Genomic DNA, 14,929 nt, shown 5'->3' with positions numbered 1-14,929 from the left:
GATCAGGCTTTGGTTTCGGCTTCACGGGTGAGTAAACGCCGTTTGCGCTCGACGCCCCAGCGGTAGCCGGACATTGTTCCGTCCTGCCTGATGACACGATGGCACGGAACGGCGACGGCCAGCGGATTTGCGGCGCAGGCCCCTGCCACCGCCCGTATTGCGCGGGGACGACCGACTGCGGCGGCAATGTCGGCATAGGTTGCGGTCTGTCCGGGCGGAATCCGCTGTAATGCCTGCCAGACGGCGTGTTGAAACGCGGTTCCTCTGATGTCGAGTGGCAGGTCGTGCCTTTGCGCCGGGGCCGCGATCAACCCAATCACCTTCGCGACCATGGCTTCGAACCCGGGATCGCCCCCGATCAACTCGGCCTGAGCGAATCTCTGCTGCAGATCGCGCACGAGCGCCTCAGGATCGTCGCCGAGCAGGATCGCGGCAACGCCGACCGCACTCGCTGCGACCAGAACCGAGCCGAGGGCGCAATCGGCCACCGCGAAACGAAGGGTTTCCTGCGCACCGCGCGCACGGAAGCGCGATGGCGTCATCCCCAGGGCAGCGGTTGATTTTGCGTAGAACCGGCTGCCGGAGTTGAAGCCCGCGCGGTAGATGGCCTCGGTCACGCCACAGCCTTTATCCAGCGCGGCCCGCACCCGTGCGGCACGCTGCGCATCGATATACGCTTTCGGGGTAATTCCAACGATGCTGGAGAAGACGCGGTGGAAATAGGTGGGACTCAACTTCGCCTCGGCCGCCAGAACCGCCAGTGACGGCGGTGTTTCCGCCTGCTCGATGGTGCGGCACGCCGCTGCGACGAGCGCGATATTCGCCTCGATCGGCGAGGCGCCGGCGGGGTTGCACCTCAGACATGCCCGAAACCCCGCTGCTTCCGCAGCCGCCACGCTCGTGTGAAAGGCGACATGTTCGCGCCGCGCCGGGCGCGAGGGGCAGGATGGGCGGCAATAGACACCGGTGGTGGCGACCGAATACCAGAACATGCCGTCCGCCGCGCTATCCCGCCTTTGCACCTGCACCCATCTGACCTCGTCCACGCCTGCCTCCGCCGGAACCAGATCGGGGTTTAGCGCGCCATCGGCACGGCTGCACCTCGTCTCTTGTGGTGGAATCCGGAAAGACGACGTTTTGAGCCGATCGATCAAATCGCGCGACAGGTTGTTTGGCTTCCTTTTTACAAAAGGAGGCCCTTGCCTTTTACCGTCCTAAGCCGCCGTTCCGCCGATCGTCAGCCCGGAAATCTTGATCGTCGGCTGTCCGACGCCCACCGGGACGCCCTGGCCGTTTTTGCCGCAGGTGCCGATGCCGGCGTCGAGTTCGAGGTCGCTGCCGATCATGTCGACTTTGGTGAGGGCGTCGGGGCCGTTGCCGATGATGGTGGCACCCTTGACCGGGGCGCCGATTTTCCCGTCTTCGATCATGTAGGCTTCGGAGGCGGAGAAGACGAATTTGCCGGAGGTGATATCGACCTGACCGCCGCCGAAATTCGCCGCGTAGAGGCCGCGCTTGACCGAGCGGATCATGTCGTCGCGGGTGGCGTCGCCGGCGAGCATGATGGTGTTGGTCATGCGCGGCATCGGCAGGTGGGCGTAGGATTGGCGGCGGCCGTTGCCGGTGGGGGTCATGCCCATCAGGCGGGCGTTCTGGCGGTCCTGGATGTAGCCGGTGAGGATGCCGTCCTCGATCAGGATGGTGCGGTTGGTGGGCGTGCCCTCGTCATCGACGGTCAGCGAACCGCGCCGGTTGGGCAGGGTGCCGTCATCGACCACGGTGACGCCTTTGGAGCCGACGCGCTTGCCCATCAGCCCGGCGAAGGCCGAGGTCTTCTTGCGATTGAAATCGCCTTCGAGACCGTGGCCGATCGCTTCGTGCAGCAGGATGCCGGGCCAACCGGCGCCGAGCACGACGGGCATTTCACCGGCGGGAGCGGCGATGCTTTCGAGGTTGAGGGTGGCTTTGCGGATCGATTCATCGACGGCGGCGCGCCAGAAATCGGGGGCGGTGACAGTGGCGTAGCTTTCGCGGCCACCGGCACCGTGACCGCCGGATTCGCGCCGGCCATTCTGTTCCATCACGACCGAAACGTGGAGCACCACGAGGGGGCGGACGTCGGCGACGCGGACGCCATCGGCGCGGAGGATTTCGACCACCTGCCATTCGCCGAACAGGCTCGCCATGACCTGCACCACCCGGCTGTCCTTGCCGCGGGCATAGGCGTCGATTTCGCCGAGCATGGCGGCGCGGGCGGCGAAGGGCATTTCCGCAAGCGGGTTGAGGGCGGTGTAGAGGGCCGGGCCGGCTTTCGGCGGTGTCATGGCGACGACGCCTGCTTCATCGGGCCGCGCGTCCTGCAAGGTCGCGACGGCGCGGGCCAGGGCGGCATCGGTGATTTCGCCGGCATGGGCATAGATCGCGGCTTCGCCGGTGACCGAGCGCAGGCCGAAGCCGCGCCGGTTGTCGAAACTCGCGTTGCGAATCCGCCCGTCATCGAGGCTGACCATTTCGGATTCGCGGTATTCGAGGAATAGCTCCCCGTCATCGGCGGGGTCGAGCACCGGGGCGATGGTGCGGCGGGCTTCGAACGCGCTCAGGCCATCGTTGCCGTGAAACAGCCGGTCGGCGGTGGCGAGCGCGTCGTGCGGGGCGGAAACGATGGTATCGGGCATTATTCGGCGGCCTTCATGACAAGGGGAGTTCCGGCACGAACCGCTGCGGGAGCGGTTGCCCCGCGCAGCGCATGACGGCAGGCGATGCACGCGGCGAGCAGCAAGACGGCGTTCAGTTCATGGAGATAGCCGATCCCCGACATGCCGGAGACCAGCGCGCTCATGCCCAGTATATATTGGAGCGTCACCAGCCCCGCCAACAATAAAAACAGGTCGCGCGCCTTCGGCCCCAGCGGCGCGCGCAGCCCCATGACCGCCGCGATCACGACGACGATGGCGGTTGCTGTCGCGATCCAGCGATGATCGAATTGCACGGTCGCCGCATTCGCCACGAAATTGCGCCACCACGGATGGAGCTTCAGGCCATGCGGCGGCAGGGCATGCCCGTTCATCAGCGGAAACGTGTTGAAGACGTGGATTCCGCCGGTTGCCGCCACCAGCGCGCCCAGTCCGATGGTCAGGATGAGCAGGGCGATCGAGGTACTGAGCAGGGCGCGCAGCCGGGTGTGGCCGATGATCGGGGCCGGTTCGGGGTTGCGGATGGTCAGGGCGGTCCACAGCATGGCGGTGAAGATCAGCATGGCGAGGATGAAATGCGGCGCGAGATAAAGCGGGGAGGGGTGCAGGATGTCGCTGGTCATGCCCTGCCACGTCATGTACCAGCCCATGGTCGCCTCGGCCGCACCCGCCGCGAACAATGCGACCAGCCAGAGGGCCAGCCGGTTCGACACCCGCTTGCGCCACCAGAAGATACCGAGCGGAATCGCGAAGACCAGCGCCATCAGCCGCCCCCAGTCGCGATCGAGGAACATCGGCATGAAGCGGGCCTGGAACTGGTCCAGGCTCATGGTCGGGTTCAGGACACGGAACTGCGCGGTCTGTTTGTAGAGGCCGAACATGTGTTCCCAGGCGGCATGGGTCAGCGGCGGGATGAAGCCGGTCAGTGGCTGCCAGGTCTGGATGACGAAGCCGGCATGGATGGTGCGCGCGTGGCCTCCGCCGATCACCATGCCGAAAATCATGAAGCACAGGAGCAGGAGCCAGTTGCCGACCAGCCGATCCGGTTTCGCGTTCATACCACGCGGCGTCCCCGCAATTCGAAATAGGCCCAGACGGCGGCGGCCAGCAGCAGCACGGCGTTCATCTGATGCGCCACCCCGATATCCAGGATTTTTGAAACCAGTGTCGTCACCCCGAGAATATACTGCACGATCAGCAATCCGCCCATTACCAGAAACGCATCCCGCGCCCGCGGTGGCAGATCCGCCCGGATCGCGACCACGACCGCCGCCAGCACGACGACCGCCGCGATGGTCGCGATCAGCCGGTGATCCCACTGGGTCGCGGCCTTGCTTTCGAAAAAATTGCGCCAGAACGGGTGGAGGGCCGCGTAATCGGGCGGAAACCACTGGCCCTGCATCAGCGGAAACGTGTTGTCGATCGTGTAGGCATGGGTGCCCGAGAGGAACGTGCCGGCGAAAATCGCGATGCAGATGAACACGATCGAGGCGATCGCGAACCCGCGTGCCACTTTGTATTTCGCGGCCGCTTCGGGGGACAGCCGTTCGGCATCCGGCTTGAGCACCACCAGCGCGGTGGTGAAGACCGCGATCGCCAGCATCGTCGCGAAGCAGTAATGCAGCGAGAGCCGCCAAACTGAAACTTCGGTCAAGCCGGGATGGAACCCGGATTCGACCATCCACCACCCGATCAGCCCCTGCACGCCGCCAAGCACGAACAACAGAGCGAGCCACGGCCGCAGGCGTTTTTCCAGCCGCCCGGTCCACCAGAAATAGACCAGCGGCACCCCGAAATCGAAGCCGAGAAGCCGGCCCCACAGCCGGTGGATCCACTCCGGCCAGAAAATCGCCTTGAACCCCTGCAGGTCCATGCCGTGGTTGAGCAGTTTGTATTGCGGGATGGTTTTATAGAGGGCGAACATGCGCTCCCATGCCGCGTGGGTGAGCGGCGGGATGATGCCCGACACCGGTTGCCATGCCATGATCGAGAGCCCGGCATTGTCGTTCTGGACGTAGGCACCGATGCCGAACATCTCCACGATCAGCGCGAAACTGATGAACAGCCAGGTTGCCACCATCTTGCGATTGGTGGTTGAAGTTGCCCGTTCGGCGCGCCGGGTGCTGGCGGTCACCCCGGCGGCGGATTGCGATGCCATCGATGAACCCTCGATTTTGGAATATATCTGCCTTCCGATTTGCATTCATGCGCTGGTTTGTAAACCCGCGACCCGCTCATGCCCGCGCACGAATTGCGGCGGTGATCGTTTTCGCGGCCCGATTCGCTACACTCCGCTACTCAGCAGGGTGCCGGTTTCCTCTTTCAGATTGACGCCGGTGAGTCGGCGGTGCAGCGCTTCGCGCATCAGCCAGGCCAGCGTGTCGGCGGCGGCGGCGTAGGACAGGCCGCCTTTGGTATGGATGTTCGAAATGCAGTTGCGGGCGGAGTCCCGGCATCCCCGGTGCGGTGCGTAGGTGAGATAGATGCCGAGACTGTCGGCAACGCTGAGCCCTGGACGCTCGCCGATCATGATGGCGCAAAGCCGGGCACCGAGGCGTTCGCCGATATCATCGCCGATCGCGACCCGGGCCTGGGTCGCGATCACCACCGGGGCGAGGCGGAGCATCGGCAGGCGCGCGCGCAAGACCTCCAGCATGGGGATTGCGTGGGTGGCTACGGCGGTCGCGGACAGGCCGTCGGCGATGACGATGACGGCATCGTAATCGCCGCGCGGCAGGGCGGCTTCGCACTCGGGGTGGAGGCGTCGCCCCTGGTCGGGGCGGCGGAGATAGGTCTGCCGGTCCGGCGCTTCGCTGCGCACCGTGATGACGTCGCCTTCGATCCGCGATGCCAAAGCCGTAGTATCGAGCACAGCATGGACGGCGTCGCGCGCGAGGGCGTGCGCGGATTGGAATGCGAGCACGTCGCCGAGCGCCATGGCATCGCCGATCCGCCCGAGGCCGATCCGTGCGCTGGTGGTGGCGCGTAACGTTGCCCAAGGGTCGCGGGAGGGGTCGCGTGAAGGGGCACGGGAGGGGGTTGGTGCGCTCACCGCCTCGGGGTCGGTGTGAGGGTCAGCCGGCATCGCTGCCGATCAGGTGGCGGATGAACTGCTGTTCGGGGATTTTCAGCCGTCCGTTGCGATCGGTCATGTCCATCCGCGCCAGCCACGCCTCGAATTCCGGTGCCGGGCGGGTGGCGAAGTTACTCCGCAGATAGAGCAGATCGTGATAGGACAGGCTTTGATAATTCAGCATCACGTCATCGGCGCCGGGCACGGTGATGACGAAATTGACCCCGGCGACGGCCAGAAGTGTCATCAGCGTGTCCATGTCGTCCTGATCGGCTTCGGCGTGGTTGGTGTAGCAGACATCGCAGCCCATCGGCACGCCGAGCAGCTTGCCGCAGAAATGATCTTCGAGCCCGGCGCGGATGATCTGTTTGCCGTCGTACAGATATTCCGGCCCGATGAACCCGACCACGGTGTTGACCAGCAGGGGCTTGAAGTGCCGGGCCACGGCGTAGGCGCGGGCCTCGATGGTCTGCTGATCGACCCCGAAATGCCCGTCCGCAGACAGGGCGGCGCCCTGGCCGGTTTCGAAATACATCACGTTCTGCCCGAGGCTGCCGCGCCCGAGGCCGAGTGCGGCGTTCTGCGCCTCGGCGAGAACGGCGAGATCGACGCCGAAACCTGCATTCGCCGCCTGCGATCCGGCGATCGACTGGAACACGAGGTCGACCGCCCCGCCGCGGTTGATCACCTCGATCGCATTGGTGACATGGGTGAGTACGCAGGTCTGGGTCGGGATGTCGTAGCGGGCGCGCAACCCATCGAGCATGTCGAGCAGAGCGAGGCAGTTCGGGACATTGTCGGTCGCGGGGTTGACGCCGATCACCGCATCGCCGGCGCCGTAGAGCAGGCCATCGAGGGTCGAGGCCGCGATGCCGCGCAGATCATCGGTCGGGTGGTTGGGTTGCAGCCGGGTCGAGAGCCGGCCCGGCAGGCCGATCGTGTTGCGGAACGCCGTGATCACGCGGCATTTGCGCGCGACCGCGATGAGATCCTGATTTCGCATCAGCTTCGAGACCGCAGCGACCATTTCCGGGGTCAAGCCCGGTGCCAGGGCCCGCAGGCACTCGGTGTCGGCCTCGTAGGAGAGCAGAAAATCGCGCAGTCCGCCGACTGTCAGGTGCGCGACCGGTTCAAAGGCCACGGGGTCGTGGGTATCGAGGATCAGGCGGGTGACTTCATCGGATTCGTAGGGGATCAGCGCCTCGTCGAGACATCGCCGGAGCGGCAGATCGGCCAGCGCGATCCGGGCCGCGACCCGTTGGGCATCGCTACGGGCCGCGATGCTGGCCAGTTCGTCGCCCGACCGGCGCGGGGATGCGCAGGCGAGCACATGTTTTAGATCGTCGAAACGATAGGTTTCACCGGCAAGCGAGGCCGCGATTGACGCCATGCAGAAGTATAGGGATCAAGGTCGCCACGCTGCAAGAACGATCTGGCGGGGCAGTGCCGGATTCTGGCGGAGCAGTGCGGGAATCAGGCGAGAAATTTTACCAGACGGGCGATCACTTCGGCTGGCTTTTCGGCATGCAGCCAGTGGCCGGTGCCGGCGATCGTCTCGATCGCGGCTTGCGGGAAACGCGCGCGAACCGCCTCGTGATACGCGGCGGGCAGGTAGGACGAGGTTGCGCCACCGATGAACAGGGTCGGGCCCCGGTAGGTGACGCCCGGGGCGGGATCGGTCCAGCCGACCAGATCCGGCAGGCCGCGGGCGATCGCATCGAGATCGAGGCGCCAGTGCGGCGTTGCGCCGAGGACCAGATTGTGGAGGAAAAACCCGCGCAACGCGGCATCCGGCACGGCGGCGGCGAGTGCTGCATCGGCGGCGGCGCGGGTGAGGTCCGGCGTGAGCTTGAGGCGGCGCATGGCTTCGATATGATCTAGATAATGCTCGGGATAGGCGACCGGGGCGATATCGAGCACCGCGAGGCGAGCCACCCGGTCCGGCGCGGTCAGGGCGAGGGTCATGGCGGTCTTGCCGCCCATCGAATGACCGATCACCGCCGCGCGGCGGATACCGTGGGCCGTCATGGTCTCCGCGACATCCGCCGCCATGGTGGTGTAGCGCATGTCCGGCGCGTGGGGACTGTCGCCGTGATTGCGCGCATCGAGTGCCAGAACCCGGTGGGTTGCGCCGAGGCCACGGGCGATCACGCCCAGGTTCCGCCCGGCGCCGAACAGCCCGTGCAGCAGGACGATATCGGGTCGCTCGCCATCGTTTGTCTGCGTGGCTGCTCCGGTCAATGTCGCATGGAGGCGCATCTAAGGTTGAATCCGCTTGAATCTTGGGACCATGCCGCTAGAGTCGCGCGATGGATGCCGGAATGCAAGACTCCCGCCTCGCGCGGCTGATCGTCCGCCAGGCGCAGAAGCGCCATCTCGCGGCACTCTGGGCGGCGGCGGCCGGAGTCGCGCCGGGGATGACGCTGCTCGACATCGGGGCCGGATCGGGCGCCCTGTCCTTCGAGTATGCCGCACTGGTCGGGCCGGCGGGGCGCGTCATCGCGCTCGATCCGGACGGCGAGTGCATCGGCCATATCAGGGCCGAGGCGGAACGTCGCGGCCTTGCGATCCGTGCGATCGTGGGGTCCGCCGAAGCGCTGCCCGCGCTCGATGCCGCACCGGACCGGATCATGTTGACCGATGCGCTGCACCACATGGACGATCCTGCCGCCGCGCTGGGCGCGCTTCGGGCGATCCTGCCGCCACACGGCCTGCTCTTCATCGCCGAATACGATCCGGCCGGGCCGGGCGCGGTGGGGGCGAAGCTGGCGCGACGCACGGCACCCGGGCGCGTCGTCGCACTGCTGGGGGCAGCGGGCTTCACGATCGTTAACCACGCGCCAGCGCCTGACGAGCATTACACCTTCACCGCCACCGCATGATCCGCGCGGCACGGCGCGACCCGGTTGCTCTTGCTGCACTCGGGTTGCTGGCCGGGTTCGGGGCGATCGGCTGGACTCTGCCGGCGCTGATCGCTCCGGTACTGATTCTGATCACGCTCGGGCTTGCTGCCGCCGTTGCCTATGCCAGACCGGTCGGCGCGATGGTCGCCTGGCTGGTCGTGGTCGAGACCACGCCGGAGATGTGGCTGTCGGACCTGATCGGCGATCATGAGTTGATCATCGCCCTGTTGAAGACCGCCGGCTTGCTGATCGTCGGGCTCGCTGCGCTTCGGGATGGCGCGCGGGCCGACCGGTTCAATCCGTCCTATGCGTTTCTGTGGATGTTCGGTACCGGGATCATCCACGGCTTCTGGCCGGGGTTGACGCTGGTGGCTTCGTTCCGCTCCCTGGTCGGCTCGGCGGCCCCGTTTGCCGCCGGTTATCTGCGCCTGACCGGCGCGATGCGCCGTGCGATCATCCGCTGCACCATCGTCGGCCCCTCGATCACGGTGGGCTACGGTGCCGTGCTTGCTGCCCTCGGCGTCCGGCCGCTTTATGGCACCCAGCTCGGTGCCATCCGCCTCGCCGCATCGAGCGCGCCGGCGTTTCTCGGCGGCTTCGCGATGATGGCGATCTTTGCCGGCCTGATCGCGTTCCTCGCCGATGGGCGTGCCCGCCATTGGGGATGGGTCGGCGTCAATTACCTTATTCTGGTTGCGACCGGGGCGCGCTCTCCTCTGGCCATGGCGGTTCTGGTGACACTTGCGACGCTGCTGGCGACCCCCGCGCGGTTCCTTTCGGGACGGCGGCGGGTGGTGCTGCTCGCGCTGGGCGGTGCCGGACTCGGCTTCGTGCTGATGGCTGGTTCGGCGCTGCATTTCATCCGCGTGGTCGATCTGATTCATCTCGGCGATGCCGAAAGCCTCTCGAACCGGCAACTGATCTGGCCGTTCTTCGAAGCCGCCGCGTGGCAATCGCCGGTGCTCGGCTGGGGGGTGGGGGCGGGCAAGGTGGTGGTGGCGTTGAAATCGCATATCGGGCGCTTCCTCGGCACCAACGCGGCGCATAACGAATATCTGCGGATCACGGTGGAAGGCGGCGTGGTCGGGGCGGTGGCCTTGTTCGGGATGATCACGATGTGGCTGTGGCGGGGCAGTGCTGCGCTGGCAGTGGGGCCGCGACGGATCATCCGGCTTGTGTTTCTGGCCTTCGCCGTGCAATCCTTTACCGACAATACTTTGATCGCAACGACTAGTCTGGTGTTCTTCACCTGGGCGCGCGCGGTCCTGGTCAACCCTGATGAAAGTCCGCCCGCCGCATGACCGGTTCCACCTTCCTCGCCCGTCGCACCCTGCTGGCCGCACCGGCCCTGCTGGCTCTGCCTGCCTTCGCCCGTGCGGCGACGCCCGCAACCGGTGCGGGGCCGATCGCGATCGTGCTGAACTCCGGCGGTGCGACGATTTCGATCATCGACATGGCCACCCGCAAAGTGCTGCGCGAGGAACCGACCTACCGGGAGCCCAGCCATTGGGCGTTGACTCCCGACCACAAGAAACTGCTGGTCGCCGATGCGTCGGGCAATGCGATCTTTTTTCTCGATCCGGCCACCGGTGCTGAACTCGGCCACAAGCTGATCCCCGATCCCTACCAGCTCTGGTTCAGTCCGGATGGCCAATACCTCACCGTCACCTGCCTGCGGCTCAACCATGTCGATATCTATCACGCGGCGACCCTGACGCTCGCGCACCGGTTCAAGGTCGGCGAGATGCCGAGCCATCTGACCTATACGCCCGATTCCAGAACCGTGTTCGCCTCGATGCAGCAATCCGGGACCGTCGTTGCGATCGATCTTGTGACCATGACGCCGCGCTGGACCGCCCCGGTCGGCAAGACCCCGGCAGGCGTGATGTGGCACGATGGGGTGGTGCTCGCCGCGATCATGGGCAGCGATCATGTCGCGGTGCTCGACCCGGCCAACGGGCGGGTCACGCGCACCATCCTGACCGACAAGGGGGCTCATAATATTTTCCTCACCCCCGACCGCGCCCACATTTATGTCACTAACCGGGTTGCGGGCTCGCTCACCGTGATCGATGCCAGAACTCTCGGCTTTCACAAGCGCATCCCGATGCCGGGCGGCCCGGATGATCTGTGCTTCGCACCCGACGGGAGGGCCTGGATCGCGCTGCGGTTTGCCTCGCGCGTCGGTGTTTATGACCCGAAGACCGATGCGACCGACCATATCCCGGTGGGCCGGTCGCCGCATGGCATTTTCATCTCGACCCTGCTGACCGACCGACCGGCCCTTGCGGCGATGAAGCTCGCATGACCCACCTCGCCGCCTCGCTGTACGCGGCGATTCCCGCCCATCCGTTCAACGACCTTGCGGGGTGGATCGAGCAGGTGGCGGTGCTGCCGGTGCTGTATCGCGCCGGGTTGATGCAGTGGAGCGAACTTTCGTTCGGCTGGACCCTGGTTGCGGTTTATGGCGTTACCCAAATGATTCTGGCCTATGCGGTGTGCGTGCCACTCGAACGCCGCTACCCGATCGAACGCTGGGCCACCGCCAAGCCGGTTGTCACTGATGTGTTCTACACCTTCCTCGCCAGGGTCGGCATCCTGCCGGTGATGACCTTTGTGATTTTTTATGCTGCCCAGGTGCAGCTCGACGGGTTCCTCGCCGATCGCGGCTATGTCCCGCCGATGCTGGAGACCATGATCCCGGTCCTGTTCGGCCACCCGATCGTCACTTTCGTGCTCTATGCCCTGATCCTCGACTTCACCGATTACTGGCGGCACCGCCTCTCGCACCGGTTCGGGGTCTGGTACGCGCTTCACGCCGTTCATCATGCCCAGCGGCAGATGACCTTCTGGTCCGACGACCGCAATCATTTCATGGATGAGATCGTCAGTTTTATCTGGTTCATGGTCGTCGGATTACTGATCGGGATTCCGCCGCTGCAATTTCCCCTGTTGATCTTGATGCTGCGCTTCGTCGAAAGCTTCAGCCATGCCAATATCCGCCTCTCGTTCGGCCGGTTCGGCGAGCGGTTGCTGGTGTCGCCGAAATTCCACCGAGCCCATCACGCGCTGCTCGGGGCCGGGCAGGATTCCTGCAATTACGGCGCGGTGTTTCCGTTCTGGGACATGATGTTCCGCACCGCCGACTTCACGCGTGATTTCGGCCCGACCGGCGACCACACCGCCCCCGAAGCCATGGCCAGCGGCGGCTACCTCGCCCAGCAATGGTCCGGTATCACGCAGGTCGCGCGCAGCCTGCGTGGCTGAAACCCTGCTGAAAAGTGAGATTGGAGCGGGTAGCGGGAATCGAACCCGCGCGTCGAGCTTGGGAAGCTCACAGGCTACCATTACATCATACCCGCGCCTCGGACGCCGTTTTACGGTGCCGGCGCATTGCGCGCAAGCGGCGGGTTGGAGGGACGCGGTGAAGTCGCCCCTTGACCGGACCTCACCCATCGGCCATGTAAACGCCGACCGGGACACACACGCCCGGTAGGCGCGCCCTTGTGGCGCAACCCCCTCGCAAACGCCCGGATCGCCTGACCTTCCAGGCCCCTCATCCATAGCGGACACATATGAATCTCGCCGAACTCAAGGCCAAATCCCCGACCGACCTGCTCAACCTCGCCGAGGAACTGCAGGTCGAGAACGCATCGAGCCTGCGCAAGCAGGACATGATGTTCGCCATTCTCAAGGCCTATGCCGAAAACGATCAGGCGATCCACGGTGATGGCACGCTGGAAACCCTGCCGGACGGTTTTGCGTTTCTGCGCAGCCCGCAGAGCAACTACCTTCCCGGTCCCGACGATATTTACGTCTCGCCCGCGCAGATGCGCCGCTTCGGCCTGCGCACCGGCGATACCGTTGCCGGTGAAATCCGCGCCCCCAAGGAAGGCGAGCGCTATTTCTCGCTCCAGAAGGTCGAAACCATCAATTTCGAGCCGCCCGACGCGGTGCGCCATCGGATCAATTTCGACAATCTGACACCGCTTTATCCGACCGCGCGGCTGCAGATGGAAATCGAAAACGCCGAGCCGCCGCCCAAAGGGCAGCAGAAGGATAATACCGCCCGGGTGATCGACCTGATCTCCCCGATCGGCAAGGGGCAGCGCGCCCTGATCGTTGCCCCGCCCCGTACCGGCAAGACCGTGATGCTGCAAAGCATCGCGACCTCGATTTCGACCAATCATCCCGAGGCCTTCCTAATCGTGCTGCTGATCGATGAACGGCCGGAGGAAGTGACCGACATGGCCCGCACCGTGAAGGGCGAAGTGGTTGCCTCGACCTTCGACGAACCGGCGACCCGCCACGTTCAGGTTACCGAAATGGTGCTCGAAAAGGCCAAGCGTCTGGTCGAGCACAAGCGCGACGTCGTGATTTTGCTCGACAGCATCACCCGCCTCGCCCGCGCCTACAACGCCGTGGTGCCGAGCTCCGGGAAGGTGCTCACCGGCGGTGTCGATGCCAATGCCCTGCAGAAGCCCAAACGCTTCTTCGGCGCCGCCCGTAACATCGAGGAGGGTGGCTCGCTCACCATCATCGCCACCGCGCTGATCGATACCGGCAGCCGGATGGACGAGGTGATTTTCGAGGAGTTCAAGGGTACCGGCAACTCCGAAATCATCCTCGACCGCAAATTGTCCGACAAGCGGACCTTCCCCTCGATCGATATCACCAAATCGGGCACCCGCAAGGAGGAGTTGCTGGTCGAACGCGCCACCTTGTCGAAAATGTGGGTTCTGCGCCGCATCCTCAACCCGATGGGGGCCTCCGAGGCGATGGAATTCTTGCTCGACAAGCTGAAATATAGCAAAACCAACAGCGACTTCTTCGAGGCGATGAACACGTAAGCCGGATTCGCAAAAATTTTGAGGTTCTTTTTTTCGAAAAAGAACCAGTTAACTATTTTCCGATTTAAGGACGTAACGATGCCCGACGCGATGCCCCACAACGATTACAAAGTGCGCGATTTCAGCCTGGCCGAATGGGGGCGCAAGGAAATCAGCATGGCCGAGACCGAAATGCCCGGTCTGATGGCGCTGCGCACCGAATTCGGGGCTTCCAAACCGCTGAAGGACGCCCGGATTGCGGGTTGTCTGCACATGACGATCCAGACCGCCGTGCTGATCGAAACCCTGACCGCGCTCGGGGCCACGGTGCGCTGGTCGTCCTGCAACATTTTCTCGACCCAGGACCATGCCGCCGCCGGTGTCGCCGCCGCCGGCGTGCCGGTGTTTGCCTGGAAAGGGATGACCGAGGACGAGTTCAACTGGTGCATCGAACAGACCGTGCGCGGGCCAGCGCAGCCTGACGGAAGCGTCTGGACTCCCAACATGATCCTCGACGATGGCGGCGACCTGACGAAGCTGATGCACGATAAATATCCCGAAATGCTCAAGGATGTGCGGGGTATTTCCGAGGAGACCACCACCGGGGTGCACCGCCTTCGTGACATGGTGAAAGCTGGCCAGTTGCTCTGCCCCGCGATCAACGTCAACGACAGCGTCACCAAATCCAAGTTCGACAATCTGTATGGCTGCCGTGAATCCCTGGTCGATGGCATCCGCCGTGGCACCGATGTCATGATGGCCGGCAAGATCGCCGTGGTCGCCGGCTTCGGCGATGTTGGCAAAGGCTCCGCGGCCTCGCTGCGCAACGCCGGTTGCCGTGTGCTGGTCACTGAAATCGACCCGATCTGTGCGCTTCAGGCCGCGATGGAAGGGTATGAAGTCGTCACCATGGATACCGCCGCATCGCGCGGGGATATCTTCGTGACCGCGACCGGCAATATCGACGTGATCACCGCCGACCATATGCGCGCCATGAAAAATCGTGCGATCGTCTGCAACATCGGCCATTTCGACAGCGAAATCCAGATCGAGTCGCTGCGTAACTACCGTTGGGAAAACGTCAAACCGCAGGTCGATGAAGTGGTGTTTCCGGACGGTAAGCGCCTGATCGTTCTGTCCGAAGGCCGGCTGGTCAACCTCGGCAACGCGACCGGCCATCCGAGCTTCGTGATGTCCGCGAGCTTCACCAATCAGGTTCTCGCGCAGATCGAATTGTGGAATGCGCCCGAGGGCAAATACAAAAACGAGGTCTATGTCTTGCCCAAGCACCTCGACGAGAAGGTCGCGGCGCTGCATCTCGCCAAGGTCGGCGCGGCGCTCACCGTGCTGTCCCCGGCGCAGGCGGAGTATATCGGCGTCGCGAAAACCGGCCCGTTCAAGCACGACGAATACCGGTACTGAGGTTGACGC

General features: G+C 64.6%; 13 protein-coding genes and 1 tRNA gene. 6 read left to right on the top strand and 8 right to left on the bottom strand.

Annotated features, from left to right (window positions below; genetic code table 11):
• Nucleotides 1-2 precede the first annotated feature (2 nt).
• The 7 genes from ada to SIL87_RS15805 form a co-directional block, all read right to left on the bottom strand.
• The gene (ada, locus tag SIL87_RS15835; protein WP_319615093.1) at nt 3-1,046 is read right to left on the bottom strand and encodes a bifunctional DNA-binding transcriptional regulator/O6-methylguanine-DNA methyltransferase Ada; all 1,044 of its coding nucleotides are present in this window, start codon (nt 1,044-1,046) and stop codon (nt 3-5) included.
• Nucleotides 1,047-1,214: 168 nt separating this feature from the next.
• Nucleotides 1,215-2,675: a metalloprotease TldD gene (gene tldD, locus SIL87_RS15830; RefSeq protein ID WP_319615092.1), complete on the bottom strand. Its 1,461-nt coding sequence runs from the start codon at nt 2,673-2,675 to the stop codon at nt 1,215-1,217.
• A complete protein-coding gene (locus SIL87_RS15825) occupies nt 2,675-3,751 on the bottom strand; it encodes a COX15/CtaA family protein (protein WP_319615091.1) in 1,077 nt (358 codons plus the stop codon). The genes tldD and SIL87_RS15825 overlap by 1 nt, the downstream gene beginning before the upstream one ends.
• Complete coding sequence (locus SIL87_RS15820; protein WP_319615090.1) at nt 3,748-4,851, bottom strand: COX15/CtaA family protein; 1,104 nt, start codon at nt 4,849-4,851, stop codon at nt 3,748-3,750. Before SIL87_RS15820 ends, SIL87_RS15825 begins: the two co-directional genes overlap by 4 nt.
• Nucleotides 4,852-4,977: 126 nt before the next feature.
• Entirely contained in the window at nt 4,978-5,778 is an 801-nt protein-coding gene (eutC, locus tag SIL87_RS15815; protein WP_319615089.1) for an ethanolamine ammonia-lyase subunit EutC, read from the bottom strand.
• Nucleotides 5,768-7,156 carry an ethanolamine ammonia-lyase subunit EutB gene (locus tag SIL87_RS15810; protein ID WP_319615088.1) on the bottom strand — a complete coding sequence of 463 codons (1,389 nt, stop codon included), beginning with the start codon at nt 7,154-7,156 and terminating at the stop codon, nt 5,768-5,770. The genes eutC and SIL87_RS15810 overlap by 11 nt, the downstream gene beginning before the upstream one ends.
• 83 nt (nt 7,157-7,239) lie before the next feature.
• Nucleotides 7,240-8,025, bottom strand: a complete 786-nt coding sequence (locus tag SIL87_RS15805; RefSeq protein ID WP_319615087.1) for an alpha/beta fold hydrolase — start codon at nt 8,023-8,025, stop codon at nt 7,240-7,242.
• Between the two features lie 62 nt (nt 8,026-8,087).
• Between SIL87_RS15805 and SIL87_RS15800 the strand changes: the two genes are divergently transcribed.
• From SIL87_RS15800 to SIL87_RS15785, 4 genes are read left to right on the top strand one after another with little or no spacing between them, the layout of a single operon-like run.
• Nucleotides 8,088-8,648: a class I SAM-dependent methyltransferase gene (locus tag SIL87_RS15800; RefSeq protein WP_319615086.1), complete on the top strand. Its 561-nt coding sequence runs from the start codon at nt 8,088-8,090 to the stop codon at nt 8,646-8,648.
• Nucleotides 8,645-9,970: an O-antigen ligase family protein gene (locus tag SIL87_RS15795; protein WP_319615085.1), complete on the top strand. Its 1,326-nt coding sequence runs from the start codon at nt 8,645-8,647 to the stop codon at nt 9,968-9,970. The genes SIL87_RS15800 and SIL87_RS15795 overlap by 4 nt, the downstream gene beginning before the upstream one ends.
• A complete protein-coding gene (locus SIL87_RS15790) occupies nt 9,967-10,977 on the top strand; it encodes a YncE family protein (RefSeq protein ID WP_319615084.1) in 1,011 nt (336 codons plus the stop codon). Before SIL87_RS15795 ends, SIL87_RS15790 begins: the two co-directional genes overlap by 4 nt.
• Nucleotides 10,974-11,936, top strand: a complete 963-nt coding sequence (locus SIL87_RS15785; RefSeq protein ID WP_319615083.1) for a sterol desaturase family protein — start codon at nt 10,974-10,976, stop codon at nt 11,934-11,936. The genes SIL87_RS15790 and SIL87_RS15785 overlap by 4 nt, the downstream gene beginning before the upstream one ends.
• A gap of 21 nt (nt 11,937-11,957) precedes the next feature.
• Here SIL87_RS15785 and SIL87_RS15780 read toward each other — a convergent pair.
• Nucleotides 11,958-12,031 (bottom strand) — tRNA-Gly (locus SIL87_RS15780).
• A 213-nt stretch (nt 12,032-12,244) separates the two neighbouring features.
• Between SIL87_RS15780 and rho the strand changes: the two genes are divergently transcribed.
• The gene (rho, locus tag SIL87_RS15775; RefSeq protein ID WP_319615082.1) at nt 12,245-13,519 is read left to right on the top strand and encodes a transcription termination factor Rho; all 1,275 of its coding nucleotides are present in this window, start codon (nt 12,245-12,247) and stop codon (nt 13,517-13,519) included.
• 78 nt (nt 13,520-13,597) lie between these two features.
• Nucleotides 13,598-14,920: an adenosylhomocysteinase gene (gene ahcY / locus SIL87_RS15770; RefSeq protein ID WP_319615081.1), complete on the top strand. Its 1,323-nt coding sequence runs from the start codon at nt 13,598-13,600 to the stop codon at nt 14,918-14,920.
• The last annotated feature ends 9 nt before the right edge of the window (nt 14,921-14,929 follow it).

This window comes from Acidiphilium acidophilum (assembly GCF_033842475.1).
Lineage (GTDB): Bacteria > Pseudomonadota > Alphaproteobacteria > Acetobacterales > Acetobacteraceae > Acidiphilium > Acidiphilium acidophilum.
The sequence above is the reverse complement of the archived record's forward strand: the minus strand, read 5'-3'. Positions and strand labels throughout refer to the sequence as shown.